Here is a 22,961-nt window from a genome sequence, read left to right as displayed (position 1 = left end):
TCGTAGCGTTGTCCCTTTATATTCGGCTTTTTTTGGCCCGGCAGGCGAAGGAGGTATCCAGGGATGACAGAATCGTACGTACTGGAGATGCGGAATATATCGAAGGCTTTCCCAGGAGTTCAGGCGTTGAATGATGTGACATTCAAGGTAAAGCCTGGCACCGTGCATGCTCTCATGGGTGAGAACGGGGCAGGCAAATCAACGCTGATGAAGTGTTTGTTCGGCATTTACAAGCCGGATGCCGGCGATATTTATTTGAATGGCAGCAAGGTAACCATTAACAGCTCCAAGGACGCGTTAAATTATGGAGTATCCATGATCCATCAGGAGCTCCATCCGGTGCCGCACCGCAATGTGATGGAGAATATATGGCTGGGCCGATTTCCGATGATGGGTTTCTGGCCTTTCAAATTTGTGAATGAGAAACAGATGGCTATCGATACGCTCCGGCTGTTCCGTGAGCTTGATATCGATGTTGATCCCAAGGCAAGGACGGGTGCGCTCTCTGTATCCAAGATCCAGTCGCTTGAAATCGTCAAGGCCGTGTCCTACCACTCCAAGGTGATTGTGATGGACGAACCGACCTCATCTCTGACTGGCAATGAGGTGGAGCATCTGTTCAGCATTATGAACAGGCTTCGGTCACAGGGCGTGTCGATTGTGTATATATCGCACAAGATGGAAGAAATCCTGCGGATATCCGATGATGTGACCATCATGCGTGATGGCAAATATGTCGGTACCTGGCAGGCAGGTGAACTGACAACCGATTTGATTATTACCCGCATGGTGGGGCGGGATTTGACGGAGCGTTATCCTGAACGCACGAATGTTCCCGGAGATACCCGGATGAAGATTCACAATTTGAGTTCCCCGAATCCGAAATCGTTCCAGAATGTGTCCTTTGAGCTCCGAAAAGGCGAGATTCTGGGCATTGGCGGCCTGGTTGGTGCGCAGCGGACGGAGCTGATTGAAGCCATGTTCGGGCTTCGTCCGATCGCCTCAGGAACGATATCGATTCACGGCAAGCAGGTGAAGATCAAGTCACCTTCCGATGCCAAGAGAAACAATATGGCACTTTTGACGGAAGAGCGGAGAGCAACCGGCATTTTCCCGGTTCTCTCGGTTTACGAGAATACGGTCATTGCCAATCTTCAAAGGTATCAGAATTGGGCATTTCTGTTAAATGAACGTAAAGGAATGGAAGATGCCCGAAGGAATGTGGAGAAGCTGAGAACCAAAACGCCGTCGGTGAATACCCAGATTCGGAATCTGTCCGGCGGCAATCAGCAGAAGGTGCTGTTGGCAAGATGGCTGCTCACGGAGCCTGAGATTCTGCTTCTGGATGAGCCTACCCGTGGAATCGATGTCGGTGCGAAATTCGAGATTTATTCCATCATTACGCAGCTGGCCAAGCAAGGGAAGAGCATCATCATGATTTCCTCTGAAATGCCCGAGCTGCTGGGGATGTCCGACCGGATCATGGTGATGAGTGAAGGGCGGATGACGGGAATTCTTGAGGGGCATGAGGCTAGCGAAGAGGAAATTATGCGGCTTGCCGCACAGCAGCGGTCAGCTGATCCAGGAGGGGAAGATCGATGAATACGCAAGCCATCGTTAAAGTTAAAGATTATTTGGCGCAGCGCGCCATATTCGTTGTATTGATATTGCTCGTGATCGGGATTGCCGTAGCAGATCCCAACTTTCTGGCCTTCTCCACATTGAGGGATATTCTGCAGCAATCCTCTACCCGATTAATTATCGCGCTTGGCGCGGCATTCATTCTGATTACTGGCGGGGTGGATCTCTCGGCTGGACGGGTCGTAGGTTTAAGTGCCGTTGTATCGGCATCGATGCTCCAAACGGATGTCTATGCCAACCGTTTCTTTCCGGATCTCCCTCAAGTTTGGGTCTTCATGCCGATTCTTATCGGCATCTTGGCGGGGCTTATCGTTGGTTTAATTAACGGTTTTATCGTAGCCAAGCTGCATGTGCCGCCATTTATTGCGACACTCGGCACGATGGTCGGCATTTACGGCATCAATTCCATCTATTTTGATATGGAGCCGAACCAATCCCAGCCGATTGGCGGTTTAAGGCCCGATTTTACCGTGTGGGGAAGTGGATACATCGATTTCGGTGGCGGATACTCTCTTCCGTACATCGTTATTATTGCCGTGTTTGTGGCTTTTGTCTGCTGGGTTATATTCAATAAAACCCGGCTCGGCAAAAATATGTATGCCATTGGCGGCAACGTTCAGGCTGCGCATGTATCCGGCATTAACGTGGCCCGAAATCTCATAGCGATCTACGCCATCTCCGGGGCGCTGTATGGGATTGCCGGCGTGCTGGAGGCTGCCAGAACCGGGGGCGCGACCAACAACTATGGCAATATGTATGAGCTGGATGCGATTGCCGCGTGTGTGGTTGGCGGCGTATCCACTGCCGGGGGTATCGGCACGGTTCCGGGCGTGATGGCCGGCGTGCTTATCTTCGGTGTCATCAATTACGGCTTGACCTTTATCGGTGTGAGTCCTTATTGGCAATTGATCATCAAAGGACTTATTATTGTAGCAGCGGTTGCCTTTGACATCCGAAAGTATATGGCAAAAAAATAAAGGAAAATGCAGCCGCTGGAGTATATCCCGCGGCTTTTTTAATAATCATCAACTATAGGAGGTGCTGTCATGATTACGGATCAGAAGCGACTGAATATCGGTGTGCTGGGCTGCGGACCCATATCGCAGTACGGGCATTTTGAAGCTTGCAGAAGAGCGCGCAACGCAAGGCTGTACGCCATATGTGATGTGGCTGAGGATTTGCTCAGGCGGATGGCCGAAATCCATCAGCCTGTGCAGACCTTCAACGACTATGACAAGATGCTGGCCGATCCGGATGTAGACGCGGTCATCATTGGCATCGCAGACCAGTTTCATGTTGAAGCTGCACTTAAAGCCATCGAAGCAGGCAAGCATGTTTTGGTTGAGAAGCCTCTCGGTGTCACCGTAGAGGAGTGTGAGGAATTGCTGCGTAGAGCCGAGCATTCCGGGTCTGTGGTACAAGTCGGCAACATGAAACGATTTGATCCGGGAATCGCTTACGCCAAGCAGTTCATGGATCAAGAGATGGGTGAACTGCTGGCTGTGAAAGCATGGTATTGCGATTCCACCTACCGTTACACGGTCACGGAGAACGTGCAGCCGATGGTGCAGCTGAGTCCGAACGCATTGAGACCGGAAGGCAATCCGAAGCTCGATAAACTGCGATACTTCATGCTCACCCATGGCAGCCATCTGGTTGATACGGCGCGCTTTTTAGGAGGAGAGATGGTCAGTGTTACGGCTTGGAACACGCAGAAATTCGATGCATATAACTGGTTTGTCACGGTTCAGTATGCCTCGGGTGCTATCGGACATCTGGATTTAACGGTTGCCGTGCGGATGGACTGGCATGAAGGCTTTCAAATATACGGCGAACACGGAAGCATTCTTGGCAAAACCTACAATCCGTGGCTCTTTAAGTCAAGCGATGTTGAGGTGTTCTCGGCACGTGACGGCTGTTATCACAGACCGCTTGGCGAAGACGCGCATTTTTTCAAGCTTCAGGTTGAGGGCTTTGCAGATACGATTCTGGGCCAAGCACCCATGAAGGGGGCCAATCTGGAGGATGGCGTTGCCGCCATGCGGGCGATGGCGGCGATTGCAAGATCTGTGGAGAGCAAGGAGACGGTGAGGCTGGCTGATGTAACGGGAGGTGTATGAGGCATGAGGCTTGGCATCTTCTCCAAGACGTATGACCGTCCGACATTGGATGGGAATTTGGATGCAGTCATGGCAAGTGGACTCGATATCATACAGTTCAATCTGTCATGCGCTGGTCTCCCGTCTCTGCCGGATGCAGTGGATATGGAGATGGCGGTCCATATAAGGGAAGCGTGTGAGAAGCGGCATCTTCATATGGCTGCAGTCTCCGGTACCTTTAACATGATTCACCCGGATCGGCAGAAACTGCGGAACGATGTTCGCCGGTTTCGTCATTTGGCCGCGATGTGCCATGCCATGGGAACTTCGGTCATCACCTTGTGCACGGGCACAAGGGACCCGGTCAATATGTGGAGAACGCATCCGGATAACGATACGCCGGAAGCGTGGAATGATCTGCTCCTGACGATGCAGGAGGCCGTGAATATCGCGGAGGAATTCCAGCTTGACCTCGCTATTGAACCTGAGCCGGCCAATGTGGTTAGCGATGCCGTCAAAGGCAGGCAGCTGCTGGATACCATCGCTTCAGCCCGATTAAAGGTCGTGCTGGATGCGGCGAATTTGTTCAGGCCGGAGGAGGAGAAGCCTTTGGCCGATGTTCTGGAACAAGTATTGTCGCTGCTCGGCGAAGAGGTCATTATCGCGCACGCGAAGGATTATTCGACCGCTGACGGGCTGAAATATGTGGCTGCCGGAACTGGTGAGCTGGACTACGGAGCTTACTTGAGGCTGCTGCAAGATTATCAATTCAAGGGACCGCTTATTCTTCATGGATTGTCAGAAAATGAGGTGCCGCAGAGTGTTCACTACCTGAGGACCCGAATGGCTGCAGTCCAAAGAAACGGATGAGGGGGATTATTACAGTAGCCATGCCCATGGTATTCATGGGCTTTTTTGGCGTGTCCTCACTAGATCTTCACAAGTTTCAGTTATCATGAATTTTTATGTTAAAGTGGACTTGTACTGAGAAAGCACTCGATAAGGAGAAGCAACCATGAAGACCATATTAGTCGTGGACGATGAGCCGAATATTAGAGAAGTTCTTGCTTCTTATCTGCTTAAAGAACATTATCTGACACTGGAAGCGACAAACGGTGCCGAAGCATTGGGATACATGCGTGAGCAGACTGTGGATCTTGTTATATTGGATCTGATGCTGCCGGATATGGAGGGTGAGCGGGTATGCCAGGAAATTCGAACGTTCAGCTCAGTGCCGATTATGATGTTGACGGCAAAAGTGGCCCAAAGCAGCCGGATTGGCGGATTTGCCGCCGGTGCGGATGACTATATTGTAAAACCTTTTGACCCCCGCGAGGTGATGGCAAGAATCAAAGCCGTCTTAAGACGGGGGGATGACAGCAAGCTGCTTGCAGATGTAATTGTATATCACCAGGGGCGGCTTGTGATCAATTCGTTGAAGCACGAGGTAACCTGTGATGGACAGGTCATAAATTTGACGCCCAGCGAATATAAACTGCTGCTCTTGCTGGCCAAGTATCCACAGCGGAATTTTTCGCGCGAAGAACTGGTCGACCGGGTGTTAGGCTACGATTTTATCGGGGATATCCGCATTATTGATCAGCATATCAAGAATTTGCGGCAGAAGATTGAGCCTGATTCAAGACAGCCCCAATATATCATCACCGTCTACGGATTCGGCTACCGCTTTGGAGGTGAGGTGTCTTGAAGCAGCGACTGGATCTAAGGCTTGCCGCCATTATCATCAGCATCACCGCAGGGATTCTGATCGTGTTTACCGTCACCAATATTGTGACCAACCATTATCATATAGCCATGTACCAGCAGCAGTCGAATGGGCATCACGGAATGGACGAGCTGAACGAACATCTGGAGCAGGCGCAGATGCAATCCATTATTTTGACATGCTTGCTGTCGATAGCCGTGGCCTCCATCATAGGTATTTATGTGGCTAGAAGGATATCGGCTCCCCTAATCCAGATGAAGCAAGCAGCTGAGATGATGACACAAGGGAAACTGGATATCAGGGTGGATACCCGAGGAGACGATGAAATCGCGGGACTCGGTTCTTCGCTGAATGAGCTGGCTGTACAGCTGCAGAAGCAGGAGCAGCTTCGCAGAAACATGACGCAGGATATTGCCCATGAGCTGCGAACGCCGTTAACTACCTTGAAGAGTCATACCCGTGCGCTGGAGGACGGCATATGGGAGCCGACAGCCGATCGCTTTCGAACCTGCCTGGAAGAGATTGACCGATTGATTGATCTGGTTACTGAGCTTGAAGATCTGCATAATATGGAATCACCCGAGTTTCAGTTATCCCGATCGGAACAGGATCTGGCCAAGATTATAGAGAGAGCAGTAGCCGTGGTAAGGGCCGCGTACAATGAAAAACAAGTGGATCTGCGATACGTGCATCAACCCGGCGATTCGCCGATAATCGCTAAAGTAGATACGGACCGGATGCTCCAAATCTTAATCAACGTGCTCAGTAACGCACTGCACCACACACCGGCAAGCGGGAGGGTCCAGACTGATCTCGTGGACGAAGGGAATACGGTTCAGATTCGTATTGAGGATTCAGGCCAAGGCATTCCAGCTTCCGATCTGCCGTATATATTCGAAAGGCTTTATCGGGGAGATAAATCAAGGAACCGGTTAAATGGTGGAAGCGGAATGGGACTTGCCATCGTCAAGCAGCTTGTTGCAGCTCACGGCGGAGACGTATGGGCTGAAAGCGGGAAAGAGCAAGCAGGTGGAAGCTGCTTCTATATTCGGATACCCAAGGAAATTCCCGTCGATTCCAGCAGACAACAACAGGAAGTACAGAGACAGGAGTCATCTATATAAAAAACAGCAAGCGCTCTGCTTTAAGCAAGAGCGCTTGCTGTTTTCTTACTTCAACCCTTTAGGATTGATTAACGGACAATACCTCTCGATATTGGGCAGCTGCTGCAACCATGTTGCGCAGGGCAGCTACGGTTTCATCGCGCCCGCGCGTCTTCAATCCGCAGTCGGGGTTGATCCAGAACAGTTCGGGATCCAGTACGGACAACGCACGCTTAATCATCTGGGTCATCTCATCGACTTCCGGAACGCGCGGGCTGTGAATATCGTAAACGCCAAGGCCGATGCCATGATCATACGTATGCTCCTCGAAGCTCCCGATCAGCTCGCCGTGACTCCGTGAAGTCTCGATGGATATCACGTCGGCATCCAGGGCGCGAATGGAATCGATAATGTCATGGAATTCGCAATAGCACATATGGGTATGAATTTGGGTTGTATCCTTCACGGATGAGGTGGACAGACGGAATGCCTTCACCGACCAATCCAGATATGCCTGCCAATCTTCACGCTTAAGCGGCAATCCTTCACGAAGCGCCGGCTCGTCAACCTGGATCATCTCGATGCCTGCTTGCTCCAGTGCGTTAACCTCAAGTCGGAGAGCCAGGGCGATCTGATAAGCGACCAATTCTCTTGATATGTCGTCGCGAACGAAGGACCAGTTCAGGATCGTGATCGGTCCGGTTAACATCCCCTTGACGGGTTTCGAGGTCAGGCTCTGTGCATATACGGTTTCCTTCACGGTCATCGGGTTCACGAACTCAACGTCTCCATAGATGACGGGAGGTTTGACGCAGCGCGATCCGTAGGACTGAACCCAGCCGTTAGCTGTAAAGGCAAACCCATCCAATTTTTCTCCGAAAAATTCCACCATATCAGTCCGTTCAAACTCCCCGTGAACGAGAACATCCAGGCCGATGTCTTCTTGAATCTCAATCCAGGCGCGAGTTTGCTCGGCGAGGAAGGTTTCATACTGCTCGGCAGACCATTCGCCGCTTCTCCAGTTCTTCCGGGCCTGCCGAACTTCGGTCGACTGCGGGAAACTTCCGATGGTTGTGGTAGGGAGGAGCGGGAGATTCCATTTCTTCTGCTGGGCTTTGCGCCGCTCTTCAAACGACAGCGCTCGAGTTGGATTCAATCCGACAACCTTGGACGTTTCTTTCTGTACTTGTTCGTTATTCCGCAGCGATGATTGATTCATGGCGGCTACGGCCTGGTTATGCTCTTTCAGCTGCTCGGAAACGGATTCAATCCCATTATTGAGCGCGCTAGTGAGCAGCGTCAATTCGTCCAGCTTCTCATTGGCAAAAGATAACGCCTGGCGAAGAACGGGGTCCAGCTTATCCTCATGAGCTGTGGATACGGGAACATGGAGCAGGCTGCAGCTAGGCTGTATCACATATTGAGAAGGCTTCACCTTTTGGGAGAGGGTGTCCAGCAATTCCAGCTTGGCATCGAGATCTGAACGCCAGATGTTACGCCCGTCGATAAGACCAACCCCCAGTACCTTATCCTCAGGAAATCCGTGCTTGAGAAGCTGTTCGGTATTACCATCCAGGCCGTGTACGAAATCAAGCCCGATGCCTTGCACAGGCAAGGAGATGATCTCTACATAATGGCTGACCGAATCGAAGTAGGTTTGGAGCATGATCCGGATCGCCGGAGCCGCTGCATGAAGTTTTTTGTATACGGATGATACAAGCGCCAATTCATCTTTGGTTAATGAAGTAACCAGAATCGGTTCGTCGAACTGCACCCACTGAACACCTTCCTGCTCCAGCTCCTTCAGGATTACCGCATACAAATCCGTGAACTGGTCCAGCAAGGACTCGAATTGATCCGGGGTGTAGCCTTTAGACAGCTTAAGGAAGGTATAGGGACCGACAAGAACAGGTTTACCTTCGATACCTAGCGAGGATTTGGCTTCACGGTAAGCTTCTAGCGGCTTGTTGACCGTAAGATGTGGTTTGGCATCCTGAAGTTCCGGTACAATGTAGTGATAGTTCGTGTTAAACCATTTGGTCATCTCGCACGCAGCAGCACCTTGACTGCCGCGAGCCATGGCAAAGTAGACACTCAGCGGTACAGGACCACCATCGTACTTGAAACGCTGTGGCACCAAGCCAAACATCACCGACATGTCGAGCATATGGTCGTACATTGTAAAATCATGAACCGGAATAAGGTCGATGTCTTTCTCCTGTTGAATGCGTAAACGGTCCAACCGAATGTCGTCCAATTTGGATAGAAGTTCGTGTTCCTCAAGCTTGCCGCTCCAGAAGGATTCCAATGCTTTTTTCCATTCGCGATTTGCTCCGATTCTCGGATAGCCGAGATTGCTGCTTTGAACATTTGCCATCAATATCTTCGCCTCCACCAACATATTTAAATGACTGAATAAAAAAGACGCCTTTACCCCGATCAAAATATCAAGGGTAAAGACGCCTCCGTTGTGTACATACGGATGCTGCGATCTTTAACACCTCCCTATCTCCCGTAGGTAAGCAGTGTTGTCAGAATAGGCAGGTCTCCTGGCTCCAGAATCAAGGTCTGCCATGGCCTTCCCGATCAAAAGCTGATCAGTGGCATCATCCGATGGCAAACTCCTCTGTTACAGTGGCGGGACCGCGTTGGTGTTGCACCAAACTTCCCTTTTAAGCTGAAATTGAAGAGGCTTCAACATCAGCACCTATTCCCATTAATTAAATTTGATTGCTGAGTATCAAGGTACAATAAATTCCATAATTATGCAACCTATTTAAATGGAGGTTGTCTTACGCAAAAAAACCAGATCAGAAGATCCGGTTTTTCCACCCCATTAACTTGGCAGCGGCCTCAACATAATAATAATCGCCATAGATCAGGGAGACGTTGATATTTTGGTCACCAGGTCGATGGCCTGTTGCCTCTTTCAGTATGCCTTCATAATTCGGATCATCCCATTCAGCGTAACGAGTCGTCAAGGAGTCGATGATGCGCAAGGCACTTCTGCGATACACCGCGCTTTCGGTTTGCGGTACCTGATCTGCGAGCTCAAGCAAACCCGAAGCAGCGCAGGATGCCGCTGACGTATCTCGGGGTTCTGCCGCAATGAAGAGAGATTCAGCTGATTGATGGGTTGCTGCTGTTGCGGGTGTTTCCAGCCTCTCGGGTGCCGCACGAAAATCCCAGAGCGGTATGGAATCCTCCTCAAGGGACGCGATAAAGAAATGCGCCACGCGTTTCGCGGCGTCCAGATATCGGATATCACCGGTATACCGGTACGTGTTGGCCATGCCATGCAAGGCCCAGGCAGCGCCCCGGCTCCAGGCGGATTCGGGTCCGAGTCCTTGTCCTCCGAGCGCTTCCATGAATTCCCCGGTGAAGGGATCAAACCGACAAATGTGCCGAACGGAGCCGTCCGGTCTTATAAAATGCTCCACTACCGTATTGGCCTGCTCTCTGGCAATATGCGCATATCTCGGATCACCTGTCTCCTCGGAGGCCCAGAACAGGAGGGAGAGGTTCATGGTGGAGTCAATGATGGACCAGCCTTCATTCCCGTGATTCCAGGAGGTAGGTTTCACCTGATTCCAGGCACGTATAAACCGTCCCGCAGGATTGTATCTTCCAGCCAGCAGGGTAGCGGCCAGCACCCCTCTGCGCCTGGCATCCTGATCCCCGGTCAGCTTATGTTTGATTACGGCCGTCGGCAGAAACTGAAAGCCTACATCATGATGAAAGTTGCTCTCTGCAATAATGGCCTGCTCAAGTCTAATGTCCCATTCCCAAGCCCATTCCTTATACTGCGGCTGCTTGGTCATATCATACATAATCCACAGCATCCCCGGCCAAAAACCGGAGGTCCACCAATCGATCCGGGTGGAATCATAGATCCCGTTCTTAGTTGCATGGGGAACCTTGTCTGCCAGCTGCTCCGCCATGCGTGATAGTTTGGCCTCGAGTCGTTCCCACAATAACGAATAGGATGTGATCGCTTCCTGCTGTTGTCCGTTCATCGTAACCCTCCCAGAACTTATGGTATAGATCGGCTGATGTCTCGTTTCTGCTGAGACCTATTGTTCCATAGAAAGGCGATAAATTCTATACGCGGAGCAGAAGAACTATTGAAATAACAAGCCGATCCTAAAAAAACACAAGCAGCCTTCTGCACCTAAAAAAAACACAAGGGAAGCGATCAACTTCCATTGCTGCCCGTACCTGAAAACTTATAGGATAAGGATATTCATCACATCCATTTCATAAGGAGGCGAAAGCCGTTGCCGCAAATCACTATTAAAATGTATGAGGGACGCTCGGATGAGCAGAAGAGCGAAATCATTGATGTTTTTACAAGAGAGTTGTCCCGTATTATTGATCGTGAACCCGAATTCATCAGCATCCAGTTTGACGAAATTCCGATAGATGATCATGCACCGGCCAATTTGAGAAACAAGAGGTGAGCACAGATGGCCGAACCAACAAAAGCAGTAAGCAAGGCGCTGCCGGGAAAACATACCAAGCGCAAAAACATATTAGGCTTCATGTGGAAATACAGGGCACTGTATTTCATATCCCTACCAGGTCTTCTGTTCTTCGGATTGTTCAAGTATGTTCCGCTTATGGGCTCTGTCATCGCATTTCAGAATTATAATCTGTTTGCCGGCGTGACCCAAAGTCCATGGGTGGGTCTCGAGCACTTTGAACGGATGTTCCAGCATTACGATTTCTTGAAAATATTACGCAATACGCTTCTACTGGGCACGTACGACATTTTGTTTGCTTTTACAGCGCCTATTGTTCTGGCATTACTCCTTAATGAGGTTCGCCAAGTCGTTTACAAGAAGATTGTGCAGACCATTTTCTATGCGCCGCACTTTCTATCATGGGTCATTGTAAGCGGTATCTTTGTTGGCATTCTGTCTCCATCATCCGGGATCGTGAATGTGATGCTGGGCTGGTTCGGCATGGAACCGATCTATTTTCTTGGAGAGGATTCCTATATTCGTTCTGTGCTGGTGGGCTCCGGATTATGGAGGGACGTCGGATGGGGGACCATTATCTATCTTGCGGCACTTGCAGGTATCAACCCGGATCTCTACGAAGCCTCCGATATTGACGGAGCGGGAAGATGGCGTCAGACCCTCAGCATTACGCTGCCGGCATTGCTTCCTGTTATTACGATCCTGTTCCTGCTCAAGATTGGGGATTTCATGGATTATGGATTTGAACGCGTCTTTGTGTTTCAGAACCCGCTTAACATTCAATCCAGCGAGATTCTGGATACGTACATTTACAAGGCTGGCCTGCAGCAGCTTCAGTACAGCTATGCAACAGCCATCGGGGTGTTCAAATCCGTTGTCGGCTTGTTCCTGATCTCGATAGCGAACACCATCAGCAAGAAAGCGACCGGCGAGTCGCTGTATTAGAGGGGAGTGACATCCAACGTGAAATATGACAGTGCAGGCAGAAAACTGTTTCTTGTGTGCAACTATATTATCCTTACCTTTCTTGCACTCACCATGCTGTTCCCTTTTCTCAACGTGATCGCTCAGTCGTTCAGCAGCCCAGGCGCTATTGACCGGGGAGAGGTCATGTTCTGGCCGGTGGAGTTTACGTTTGCTTACTACCAGCACGTATTCAATGACGTCTCCATTTGGAGGGCTTTTGGAATCAGTGTTTATATTACAGTGTTCGGTACCTTCATTAATCTGGCAGCTACTGCCTCACTGGCGTATCCACTGTCCAGACCCGAGTATGTAGGCAGAAAAACGATCATGATCATCATCCTGATGACGATGATTTTCACGGCGCCGCTGATTCCGCAATTTATTCTGATGCGTGAGCTGAATCTGGTGAACACACTGTGGTCGTTGATGCTGCCAACAGCAATCAGTGCATTCAATCTGTTTGTGCTTCGAACCTTCTTCACCCAGATTCCGAATGAACTGATCGACTCGTCCCGTATTGACGGATGCAGCGAGGTCCGCACATTATGGAGCATCGTGCTTCCGCTGTCGAAGCCGGCATTGGCGACGGTAGGTATATTCTACTCGGTGACCAACTGGAACAAATACATGGATGCACTCTACTATATCAACGATCGAGCCAAGTATCCTCTGCAGGTGAAGTTAAGAGAGCTGCTCGTGAACGAAGGATTGACCGATACAGGCAACCTTGCGTTTGAAGCAAGCTCCCAGTCCGTGCAAGGCATCCAGATGGCGGTTATTCTGGTAGCCACGGTGCCCATCATTCTCCTGTATCCGTTTCTGCAGCGGTTCTTCATTCATGGGATGATGATCGGGTCGATCAAAGAATAATTCAGTGGAGTAGTCCAAAGCGTGATCCTAAAAAAACGACAAACCGAGCCAAAGACATTCCTTGTTCCCGCCCTGACGGCTCTCTATACTGATATTAAGTTTGAAAGCGCTATTATGAGCAACTATATTAGCTTGAAAAGAGGGGTAATCATGAGAAAAAGGTGGACGCGCGCGCTCACGGCAGGTCTTGTTCTGACCATGCTTGCTGGCTGTGCGGGTAACAATGGAGGCGACGCCGGGACCCATGCCGGTGGCGGTAAAACAGAAGGCGGGGAAGCAGCGGGAGCAACAAAATTCTCCATCTCGATGCGGACGCTCAACGTATCCTATGTGGAGAAGAATGCGGATATCAACAAGGATAAATATGTGCTGGAGCTGGAGAAAAAGACGAATACGGACCTTGATATCCGTCTCATTCCGCATAATGAGTACCAGGATAAAATGGTGCAGATGTTTGCAACGAACGACATTCCGGATGTGGTGCAGGGAACTGGCGGAATCAGCGGCCCTGAGCTGGCTGGCGCTGTCGAGAACGGAGTGTTTCTGCCGCTGAACGATCTTCTGCAAGAGCACGGGCAGGATCTGCTCAAGTTTATCCCGGAGGAAGCCTGGAAGCGGATGACGGATTCGAAGACAGGCAACATTTACGGGATTCCCGAAATTCTCTCCAATCCATCCAGACGGGCAACGTGGATTCGTACCGACCTGTTGGAGAAGGTGGGCAAGGAAATTCCGACAACGGTTGAGGAGACGATGGACGTACTCCGAGCGTTCAAAGAAGCCGGGGTGGAGCAGCCTTATGCCGGTCGCCAGAACTTCAAATATGCCGATACCTTCTTCGGCGCTTATGACGTACTGGGCTATCTGAACCAGTTCAAAGTGTTCCCGGACGGGAAGGTGAAGCCTACCTTCTTCGACGAGGAGAATATGAAGCAAGCGATTGGAATCTATAAGACAATGCATGAAGAAGGATTGATCAGCAAGGAATTCGCCACGATCGAGAGCGCTGATTTCAAGTCCATCGTAACGAGCGGCAAAGCTGGCATGTGGTCCATGAATGCCAATGAGCTTCCGATCTGGGGAACCCAGCTCACCGAGAGTGTACCGGATGCCAAAGTAGCTCTGATTCCATCTCCGGTAGGACCTGATGGCAAGGGGGGCTATGCCCATTATAATCCGGTCACCCGTTCTTTCTTCATTAACGCCAAAGCGAAGGATAAGGCGGAGGATATCGTGAAATTCTTCAACTGGATGGTCAGTGAGGATGCGGAATTGTTCTTCAGCTTCGGGATTGAAGGCGAGGACTATCAAGTAACCGATGGCAAGCCGGTCTTTGAGGTTCCGACCGATGCCGCCGGCGCGGATAAAATGCGGTATTTGAACTACTGGCTGTGGCTTGTGCAGGATACAACGTACAACAAGCGCGTATCCGAGCTGTCCGATTCCGGCAAGGAACTGATCAGTGCCTTTGATAACATGTTATCGAAGGAAGGTCGCCGCGGGATCGAGTTCGATCCGAGACTGGAAGCGATGGTTAAGTACCCCGAGCTGAATCCGAAATCGGATGAACTTCCGCCTCTGATCCTGGAACATGTCCTGCGCATGGTATACGGCAGGGAGCCGATCGAAGATTACGGCAAGGTGCTGGAAGAATACCTGTCCAAAGGCGGCAACGAGATTATTGAAGAAGCAACGAAACGATTTAACGAAAAAGAAAACGCTTTCGAATAAGCAGAGCATGTTTTAGTATAGTGTTGAAGAATGACTCCTTTGCTTGATCAAGCAGAGGAGTATCTGCTAAAGCTAAACTACTCTCGCTGCTTTCGAAAGGGGAACGGGTAATGTACCGCATTCTGGTCGTTGATGACGAACCTATGATAAGAATGGGCTTGGCGAAACTGATCACCCAGGCGGATCCTTCGATGATTCAAGCGGATACGGCCGAGAACGGCATTGAAGCATTGGAATCGATCCAGACGACACGACCGGATTTCATTTTCACGGATATCAAAATGCCAAAGATGGACGGCCTGGAGCTGAGCAAGCAGCTTTATGAGAAATATGGCGACATTACGGTGGTGGTTATCTCCGGTTACGGTGATTTCGAATACGCTCAGAAATGTATGTCGTATGGGGTTAAGGAGTATTTGCTTAAGCCTGTGACCAAATCGGTGGTACATCACACGATGAATAAACTGATGTCGGACCGGAAATCGATGCAGGAGAAACAACGAATGTATTTCCCTCTGTCCAAGCTGGAGAATTGGCTGGAGCAGCTGGAGCTCGCCGTATGGCATTTGCAAATGAATGACATCCAGGCCAAACTGCAGGAAATTGAGGATTATTGCAATGAGCGCAGGCTTGAAGCCATTCAGCTTCAGGAATTGCTGGATGAGCTCTACGCGAAGCTGATCAAGCAGCTAAACGGCAGGGATGTGTATTCGTTTGAGTCTTTGGCAGGAATGCCCGAATCGGAAGCCGGCGGGAAACGCAATACCTTTGAGGATTTCCGCCAGGCAGTGGATCAGACGGTGAAGCTCATTCGGGAGAAGCGAAAAGGCAATGCCAAGGAGCCTGTTGAAGAGGCAAAAGCTTACATTGAACGTAATCTATCCCGGGATCTCTCGCTTGACGAGGTTGCCGATATGCTCGGACTCAACCCGTCTTACTTCAGTCAGCTGTTCAAACAGATGACGGATGAGACCTTTGTCCACTACCGGATCAAAAAAAGAATGGAGAAGGCGAAGAAACTTCTCGCCATCCCGCACTATAAAATAACGGATATATCGTTCGAGGTGGGGTATGCGGATCATCCCCATTTCACGAAAACCTTCAAGAAGGTAACCGGGTATACTCCCTCTGAATACCGGGAGCTGCTGGGGATCGAATGATGCGGAGGAGTTTGTCCCGTCAAATTTTCCTGTATTTTTTTATCGTTGTATTGTTCTCGCTTACCACGGTCGGCGTTTTCTTCTACATGAAATCATCGGAAGCGATTGATGAGCAGGTAGAGAAGTATATGACCACCGTGATCACGAACGCCGCAAGACAAACGGACAATCATCTGCAAATGTTTGAGCGGATCAGCAATACAATTCTGCTGCAGGATTCCGTTAAAAAATTTCTGGATATGGACCCTAGCGACAGTTACGAACACTACAGGTTCACGAATCTCATCCGCAAGGATGTCTTTCAGAAAATTTTCATTCAATATCCGACCCAAACGCACATGATGTATATTCTGGGATTTCACGGCAGGTCGATTTTTGACCAGAATCAGAATTTCTCCGCGATGTCGATTGATCCTACCGATCGCCTCCGGGAATTGATGAAGAAGACCCCGGAAAACGGGGAATTTGTCATCCTGAAGACCAGCTTGCTGGAACAGGATCGGGATAGCGTGATTACCGTTGCGCGCAAAATCCGGGGGATGAATTCGTACGACGTAAAGGGCGTGCTTGCGGTTGAGTTCAATGAAGATCAACTGTCCAGCTTATGGAACGGCGTTGATCTGGGAGAGCAGGGCTTCTTCTTCATCCTGGATCGCGAAGGTGAAGTCGTTTATGCGCCCGAGCATGTGGATATGGACGGAATTACGGCAACGGATCTGCCGGAGCGCATTATTGCGAAGGGCGACAACCGCTTCATTGAACCGGTGCTTGGCGACAAAACGATGATCATCTCGCGCCAGTCTGAATATTCGGGTTGGAGTCTTGTCATTATGATGCCGCTGGAAGAGCTGCGTGCTCCCATTTCAGGGATTCGTTCTACCACCATTATTGTAGGTTTGGTCACGTTGATTATTGCGCTCATCCTGGCCTACAGATTTGGCAAATCGATCGTGAATCCTATTCGCAATCTGAAGAATGGCATGAGGCAGACAGAGAAGGGGAATTGGACGCATATCTCTGACGCAAAACCGCGGGAGGATGAAATCGGCGGCTTGATTCATAGCTACAATCTCATGGTCAGCCGGTTATCCGACATGATCGAGCAGGTGTACGATACGGAGCTTCACAATCAAAAAACGCAGCTGGAGCTGCAGGATATACAGCTTGAGCGTCAGCGGGCAGAGTTTCAGGCGCTGCAGCTGCAGATCAATCCGCATTTCCTGTACAACACACTGGAGACGATCAATTGTTACGCCATCGTCCAGGATTCGGATGAGATCTCGGACATGGTGGAGGCCATGGCCTTCATGCTCCGTTATTCCATTCAGACCAATCTGGAGGAGATCACGATTGCGAACGAGCTTAACCATGTGCGGCATTACATGATGATATTAAAGCATCGCATCGGGCGCGACTTTGAAATCGAGGTAGCCACGCCGCCAGAGCTCTTGCTGGAGAAAATGGTCAGGCTCTCCCTGCAGCCCATCGTCGAGAACATATTCCAGCATGCCTTTCCGGAAGGAATAGGAGCCCACGATAATCAAAAATCTTTTTATATTAGAAAAACCATGGAATGGTTTGGACAAGAACTTAAGAAAGTTATAGGCTCTGATGAAATTGGAACATTCATTGCTAACAGTACGAGAATTATAGCTTTCACAGACTTTCCGATAGGATTAGCTATTTTGCCAGGATATAGTGATCCTTTATGTTGTATGGTATCAATCTCTTACAGGCCCATAACACCATTAACAATGGCTTTCCAACGTGGTCTTCAAAGAGTAGAAGAGCACTATATCAATACTAGCAGACCTTTTAAAGTATTAATCATTGAATGTCTATCTAAAGATGACCGAATTCGAAATGACTCTAACTTAGGATGGTTGGCTATTCATCACTTATTACAATCCAGTGATCTGACATCAATAATATACAAAGAATGCAATTCAATCGAAAAGTTGAACTCTATACTAATGGAAACAACCGAAATTGATTGTTTGGTAATTTCCGCTCATGGAAGGTATGGAGCGGAAGGAATAGCAGGAATAGATGTTGGTGATGAATTTTGGATGCCAATTCCAACACAGAAAGTACCTCCCATTATTATACTTAGTGCTTGCCATGTTGCTCCAAAAGGGAAAGGAGAGTACACTATTAGCGATGCATTTTTACACGCTGGGGCACTCACTGTGTTAGGGACACTTATTCCTGTAAGAGTGACAGAAAATGCTGAATTAATGTATAACTTTTTTGAATACATTCTAGAAGTTTTAAGGGGAAGGGAAACCTGTAACGATCTTGCAGAAGTATGGAAGCGAGTAGTATTACGAAATGCAGCTGCCGAAATAATAAAATCTTCCAAAGAATTGTTTAATTGGGCAATGACCCAAAAAATAAACAATCGTATAATTTTTGAGGAGTATATAGAGCGCACAAAAAAGATGAGCATTTACCCTGGTCATGTTCATAAGCAAACAATAGAAATCATCATGCAGATTGCTGAAGAAGATGGGAAAGCTAAATATTTTGAAGAAGTACTAAGATCGCAGGGTTAATGTTTGAAATCCAATCAATGATTTCGTTATTCTTTGATATATGTACAAAATACGAGTTTTGTGAAATAGACTCTCGGGAAAACTTAGAATCATTGATTTCATACAAAAACCTTCAGACAGAGATATTATTTCTCGGCCCATATTGGTCTTTCTGGTTGCTTCTGCTTCTGCTTCTTTAAACTTACTCTAAACGGAACATTCAGTTCGTCGTCGATGTGGTATTTAAGTTCGGTTTTCCAAAGTTCATAAACAGATTACATGATAATACGTCTAAATTACCGATTCCGCATTCCTTGATTGTTCGCATTCCTTGCTTGGTTGTTCAAAGGTTTTTTCTTTCGAGTTCAATTCCAATTACATTCCAATTACTGTAAATATTCATGGTGGTTACATATACAACTATAACCATTTTTAAACCTACTATACATAACAAGACATAAGCTGTCTCACCAAGGTACCCAACTCAGTAAATAAAAAAGCCGCGGATTCCCGCGACTTCTTCAACGAAGGTGCATAAACCAAACTCGCCTTATTTGCTTAGCCTCTTCCCCATACCATATTCCACATGCGTCTGCGATGATATCCATTTTGAGGATCGACGCCGCATTCCATAAGCCACTTCGCTGCATTTTCTTTTTGACAAGGAGTAACCGGTACTCCCAAGCAATTGGACAATTCATCAATCATCCCGCAGCACCTGTTATAGTCTCGCAAATCCTCGCAGCGTTTCTTGCAGAGAATTCCATACACTTGATGGAAGTATCTCGGATTCATCATTTTGCCTCGAAACGTTCCCATTAGTTCAGGATCAAGATATGCCATCTGCCTTCTCCTTTCGCAAGCTTCTTTTCATTCTCCTCAGGATTGAATAATAAATACAGTAAACGCTTATTGTTAGCTGGTTCCGCTTCCGACAATTCGTCGGTAATAAAAGCATATGCTATGTTTCCAATATGGACAGGGTGTATAACCAGAAGGCTTCGAAATATGATGAATTAGGGCTGTTTTTGGTACTTCTGCACATAATGGCTCAAGGTAAGCAGCGGCCAGACCAGCGGATAACTGTGATAATGAATATAAAAATGTCCCGGCAAACCCGCACCGGCAGGATATGTGGTTCTCCTGCCTTCTTGTCGGTTCCACTCTATTAAACGAAGGATCCCCTGATCGATCACCTCGGTTGGATTGTCGTGAACTGCAATCAGCGCATCCAAAGCCCATGCCGTATGGACGACCGTAGAGTATGGAGCCGGATTATATTTCTTAATGAAATCGCTCCGACAGGACTCCCCCCATCCCCCGTCCTCATGCCGGATTCTCAACAGCCAGTCCACGGCCCGCCGGATCGCAGGATGATCTGCCTGCAAGCCGGCAGCAGCCATTCCAGTCACCGCTGCCCATGTGCCATAGATAAAAGACACTCCCCACCGGCCATACCAGGAGCCGTCGCTCTTCTGCTTCTTCACGAGCCAGTCTAAACCGTCTTGAATGCGCGGATGGGATAAACGCAGTTTCAAGTGATTCCCGAGCAGCTCCAGCACCCGGCCGGTAATATCCGCGCAGGAAGGGTCGGAGGCAGTTTCAGCAAAATGCGGTATTCGAAATAAACGTATAATCGACGAGGCACTGTTCTTCTCAAAAGCAGCCCATCCTCCATCATCATTTTGCATACGGAATACATATTGAATTCCTTTTCTCCATGCCGCGCTATATTCACTCTGCTGAGCTGCTAACCTGGTAAGTACGCGAATAACCGCCTGTGTATCGTCAACATCCGGATTGGCCGTGTTGCTCTCGGAGAATCCCCATCCACCGGAGGTACGATGCCGTGAGTCTCTTTCCGACTCCTGCTTCTCCAAATGCTGCAAGGAAAGAAGATACTTCGCGGCTCGCAGAATTGCGGCATCTTCCGTTGATACTCCTGCCTCCTGGAGGGTATAGGCAATCAGTGCCGTATCCCAGACGGTTGATGGGGAGTTTTGAATGTGCAGCGACCCGTCGAGCGCAGTGTAACCGAAAGAAACCAAGCCTTCTACCGCTTGCTTGATCATCGGTGAGTCCGTCTTATATCCAATGGCAAGGAGAGAATAAATCATAAAAAAGGTCGCGCTGGCATAGCTGTATTGTGTTCCGTCATTTTCAATATTTTGCAGGAGGATTAGCTCTGTTTTTTTAAGTGCGCTTCTCGACAGATAACCTTTTTTCTTTCTTTCCCGTGTGCGATTTGAACGTCTCGGTTCACGTAGTTTATGAAAATGCTGTGTTACAAACAGATGATGGATGTTGATCTCCGGAGGATGATGGAGCTTAAACTTGCGGTGGCCGAGGATCAGCAAGGAAGCAAAATGACTGCGGACATACGAGCTCCAACGGTAATAACTGAAAGAACTTGATTTGGGAAGCTGTATCAAATACAGGGGCAGCGGGAAAAAACGAGGCCAAGGATAGAACCCGTTTAGCGCCAGCATGAATTTAGTCGAAACATGGGCTTGCTCCACACCGCCATGCTGTATAATATACTCCTCAGCCTTCTGCATCATAACGTCTTCCCGGCTTGCACAACCGGATAGCAACAGGGCTGTATAAGCTTCGACCGTAGAAGACAGATGGCCCACTTCATCGTCGTACTGCTTCCATGCGCCGTTTGGAGCCTGACGCTGCTTCAGACGCTGCGCGAGCTGCGGAATTAGCTCCGGCTTGGTATCCAGGTTTTTCAGTAGAATGATCATATTGGCATCTGTCATCGGCCCCGTTTCAAAAAGAAATCTCCAGGATCCGTCCGGAAACTGTAAGGATTTGAGATGCGAAATATAGGTTTGAATCTCTGTCTGTACGGTCTTCAGCCGACCCATTGTCGTCTCAACTCCTTGCCACATTGATAGGGTATCTCGTCACAAGAACCTGTTTTTTTATCGTATGTGGGGACAAAGCATCCGGTAGAGGCGTTTAGTCTCGGGTACATCCGCATATTTTGCACCAGGCTTAAAGCCTGATTCCCATATCAGTAACCAGCAGCAGCAAATATCCTGAAAATATGCTGGGTTCCATTCCATCTCATAAAAAAAACCGGCCACTTGGGCCGGCTTCATCTCTTCACTTGATTTGGACCATGCACATTTTACAATAAACTGGAATATATTGCATATTGGCTCATATAATCATCATGATTAGGCCTGTCTCTGAGGAGTTGCGCGCTTTATGCAGTCCTCTTGTAACCTACCTTACTTAAGATTAGCAGACCATTTCTCTGCACGTGCCTGCAGATCATCCAGAAACTTCTGAATATCCGGTGCATGACCGGATGCAGCCTGGCTAATAAATCCGTTAATGGCTGGAGCGATGTCGCTCATATAGAACGGATTGGCTTCATCCATGAGTTCCGAGTGGCCAACTTCCGCGATTTCAAGCGCTTTTTTCACAAATTTATCTTCCGGTGTTACGAAATCAGCGTTTTTCAATGTGGGGGTATTCGAGAAATTTTCATACATATATTTTTGCGTCATGTAACTCGTCAAGAACTTCATCACTTCCCATGACGCATCCACATCTTTTGCATTCTTTGCCATGATGAACGGGTCGACTGCAACCCAGCCTTCGCCTTTTGGACCCAGGTTCAATACCGGCTCAAATCGGTCCAGCAGCTCTTTGTTCTGCTTCGAACGGTATTCACTCATGGTTGAACCGCCGGTAGAATCCAGCGCGATGGCAATGTTGTTCTTCTCAAGCCCGAAATTCTCGGCACCCTGGGCGTTGACGAAACCGGCCGGCGGCAGCTTGGCAGCTTCCTTCAGCCATTCCAGCACCTTCACCATTTCCGGTGTGTTGAGATGCCACTTGATGTTCTTGATATCTTTCAACGACCCTTCCGCTCCCTTCGCGCCAAAAGCAAGGGTAAGCGCAACAAAGGTAGATCCGTTTAGCGAGTTGCCGCTCCAATACAGGCCGTAATTGTCTTCACCGGTTTTCGGGTTTTTGCCAGTCATTTTCTTAGCTTTATCCAGAATTTCTTCCGGACCAGGCTGTGCGGTGAGTGTATCCACTCCCCAGTCTTCAAACAGCTTCTTATCGTAGATAGTCATCCGGCGACCAAGGGCGACAGGAATGCCAAATTGCTTGCTGCCGTCCGGGGATTTGGTGCTGTAGGAATTGTTCATGATGCCTTCAAGATAAATGTTGGGGTCAAATGAGGTGTCCTTTTCAATCAGATCGTCCAGATCCCGCAGCAGTCCTTCCTGATACCATTGGGAAGCAAAAGCTCCGCCCGTGTATAATACATCCGCGTCCCCGGAGAGCAGCATGGCCGTTTGTTTTGCTTTTACGTTCTCCCATGGGATTTGATATACCTCAAGTTTAATGTTCGGATACATTTTCTTGAACGTTTTATCCAAATATTCGTTAAGGCCGATCGTCGGATTCCCTGTCAACGCATCAATCCCGTTCTCGAGCTGCCAGCCTGCCAGCGCAACGCGAACCGTTCCTTGCATATCAGACACTTTCTCAATTTGGACGCCGCCGGTAACATCTTTTCCCGAACTGCCAGTGCAAGCGGCCATCGTAAACACAAGTACAAAAGACAGAATAAGCAGTACCGTCTTCTTCATATCAGACACACCTCCGTAAAAAATATAT

17 protein-coding genes and 1 riboswitch are annotated in these 22,961 nt (G+C 48.9%); of the genes, 12 read left to right on the top strand and 5 right to left on the bottom strand.

Translation table 11 applies throughout. The features are described from left to right. The first annotated feature begins 63 nt into the window (after positions 1-63). From PGL02S_RS01115 to PGL02S_RS01090, 6 genes are all read left to right on the top strand, one after another. Positions 64-1,602 carry a sugar ABC transporter ATP-binding protein gene (locus PGL02S_RS01115; RefSeq protein WP_036637345.1) on the top strand — a complete coding sequence of 513 codons (1,539 nt, stop codon included), beginning with the start codon at positions 64-66 and terminating at the stop codon, positions 1,600-1,602. Beyond that, positions 1,599-2,618 (top strand): galactose/methyl galactoside ABC transporter permease MglC, encoded by a 1,020-nt coding sequence (gene mglC / locus PGL02S_RS01110; protein WP_036637347.1) that lies wholly within the window; start codon positions 1,599-1,601, stop codon positions 2,616-2,618. Before PGL02S_RS01115 ends, mglC begins: the two co-directional genes overlap by 4 nt. 69 nt (positions 2,619-2,687) lie before the next feature. Next, positions 2,688-3,761 carry a Gfo/Idh/MocA family oxidoreductase gene (locus tag PGL02S_RS01105; protein WP_036637349.1) on the top strand — a complete coding sequence of 358 codons (1,074 nt, stop codon included), beginning with the start codon at positions 2,688-2,690 and terminating at the stop codon, positions 3,759-3,761. Between the two features lie 3 nt (positions 3,762-3,764). Next, a complete protein-coding gene (locus PGL02S_RS01100) occupies positions 3,765-4,610 on the top strand; it encodes a sugar phosphate isomerase/epimerase family protein (RefSeq protein WP_036637352.1) in 846 nt (281 codons plus the stop codon). 145 nt (positions 4,611-4,755) lie between these two features. After that, positions 4,756-5,448 carry a response regulator transcription factor gene (locus PGL02S_RS01095; RefSeq protein WP_036637354.1) on the top strand — a complete coding sequence of 231 codons (693 nt, stop codon included), beginning with the start codon at positions 4,756-4,758 and terminating at the stop codon, positions 5,446-5,448. Then, entirely contained in the window at positions 5,445-6,590 is a 1,146-nt protein-coding gene (locus PGL02S_RS01090; protein WP_036637356.1) for a sensor histidine kinase, read from the top strand. The genes PGL02S_RS01095 and PGL02S_RS01090 overlap by 4 nt, the downstream gene beginning before the upstream one ends. Before the next feature lie 58 nt (positions 6,591-6,648). On the opposite strand, the gene metE is transcribed toward PGL02S_RS01090, so the two are convergent. Together metE and PGL02S_RS01080 are read right to left on the bottom strand one after the other, a co-directional pair. Next, positions 6,649-8,946: a 5-methyltetrahydropteroyltriglutamate--homocysteine S-methyltransferase gene (gene metE, locus PGL02S_RS01085; RefSeq protein WP_036637358.1), complete on the bottom strand. Its 2,298-nt coding sequence runs from the start codon at positions 8,944-8,946 to the stop codon at positions 6,649-6,651. A gap of 145 nt (positions 8,947-9,091) precedes the next feature. Then, a riboswitch (cobalamin riboswitch) is annotated at positions 9,092-9,295 on the bottom strand. Positions 9,296-9,379: 84 nt separating this feature from the next. Beyond that, entirely contained in the window at positions 9,380-10,585 is a 1,206-nt protein-coding gene (locus tag PGL02S_RS01080) for a glycoside hydrolase family 88 protein (protein ID WP_036637360.1), read from the bottom strand. A 261-nt stretch (positions 10,586-10,846) separates the two neighbouring features. Between PGL02S_RS01080 and PGL02S_RS01075 the strand changes: the two genes are divergently transcribed. The 6 genes from PGL02S_RS01075 to PGL02S_RS01050 all read left to right on the top strand — a co-directional run bounded on the left by PGL02S_RS01075 (position 10,847) and on the right by PGL02S_RS01050 (position 18,332). Further along, positions 10,847-11,029 carry a tautomerase family protein gene (locus PGL02S_RS01075; RefSeq protein ID WP_006210547.1) on the top strand — a complete coding sequence of 61 codons (183 nt, stop codon included), beginning with the start codon at positions 10,847-10,849 and terminating at the stop codon, positions 11,027-11,029. Positions 11,030-11,035: 6 nt separating this feature from the next. Next, the gene (locus PGL02S_RS01070) at positions 11,036-11,995 is read left to right on the top strand and encodes an ABC transporter permease (protein WP_051449098.1); all 960 of its coding nucleotides are present in this window, start codon (positions 11,036-11,038) and stop codon (positions 11,993-11,995) included. An 18-nt stretch (positions 11,996-12,013) separates the two neighbouring features. Next, positions 12,014-12,886 carry a carbohydrate ABC transporter permease gene (locus tag PGL02S_RS01065; protein WP_036637364.1) on the top strand — a complete coding sequence of 291 codons (873 nt, stop codon included), beginning with the start codon at positions 12,014-12,016 and terminating at the stop codon, positions 12,884-12,886. Between the two features lie 150 nt (positions 12,887-13,036). After that, the gene (locus PGL02S_RS01060) at positions 13,037-14,617 is read left to right on the top strand and encodes an extracellular solute-binding protein (protein ID WP_036637366.1); all 1,581 of its coding nucleotides are present in this window, start codon (positions 13,037-13,039) and stop codon (positions 14,615-14,617) included. 110 nt (positions 14,618-14,727) lie between these two features. Continuing rightward, positions 14,728-15,777: a response regulator transcription factor gene (locus PGL02S_RS01055; RefSeq protein ID WP_036637368.1), complete on the top strand. Its 1,050-nt coding sequence runs from the start codon at positions 14,728-14,730 to the stop codon at positions 15,775-15,777. Positions 15,778-15,788: 11 nt separating this feature from the next. Further along, positions 15,789-18,332 (top strand): cache domain-containing sensor histidine kinase, encoded by a 2,544-nt coding sequence (locus PGL02S_RS01050; protein WP_255308600.1) that lies wholly within the window; start codon positions 15,789-15,791, stop codon positions 18,330-18,332. A 537-nt stretch (positions 18,333-18,869) separates the two neighbouring features. Here PGL02S_RS01050 and PGL02S_RS01045 read toward each other — a convergent pair. The 3 genes from PGL02S_RS01045 to PGL02S_RS01035 form a co-directional block, all read right to left on the bottom strand. Next, on the bottom strand, positions 18,870-19,154 hold the full coding sequence (locus PGL02S_RS01045) for a hypothetical protein (protein WP_036639133.1): 285 nt from the start codon (positions 19,152-19,154) through the stop codon (positions 18,870-18,872). Positions 19,155-19,327: 173 nt separating this feature from the next. Next, positions 19,328-21,184 (bottom strand): terpene cyclase/mutase family protein, encoded by a 1,857-nt coding sequence (locus PGL02S_RS01040; protein WP_036639134.1) that lies wholly within the window; start codon positions 21,182-21,184, stop codon positions 19,328-19,330. Positions 21,185-21,553: 369 nt separating this feature from the next. Then, complete coding sequence (locus PGL02S_RS01035; protein ID WP_036639136.1) at positions 21,554-22,933, bottom strand: extracellular solute-binding protein; 1,380 nt, start codon at positions 22,931-22,933, stop codon at positions 21,554-21,556. Positions 22,934-22,961: the final 28 nt, after the last annotated feature.

The sequence above is a fragment of the Paenibacillus glucanolyticus NBRC 15330 genome (assembly GCF_004000885.1).
In the GTDB taxonomy this organism is placed as follows: domain Bacteria; phylum Bacillota; class Bacilli; order Paenibacillales; family Paenibacillaceae; genus Paenibacillus_AQ; species Paenibacillus_AQ glucanolyticus.
Note: the sequence above shows the minus strand (reverse complement) of the source record. Positions and strands in the feature narration are given on the sequence as shown.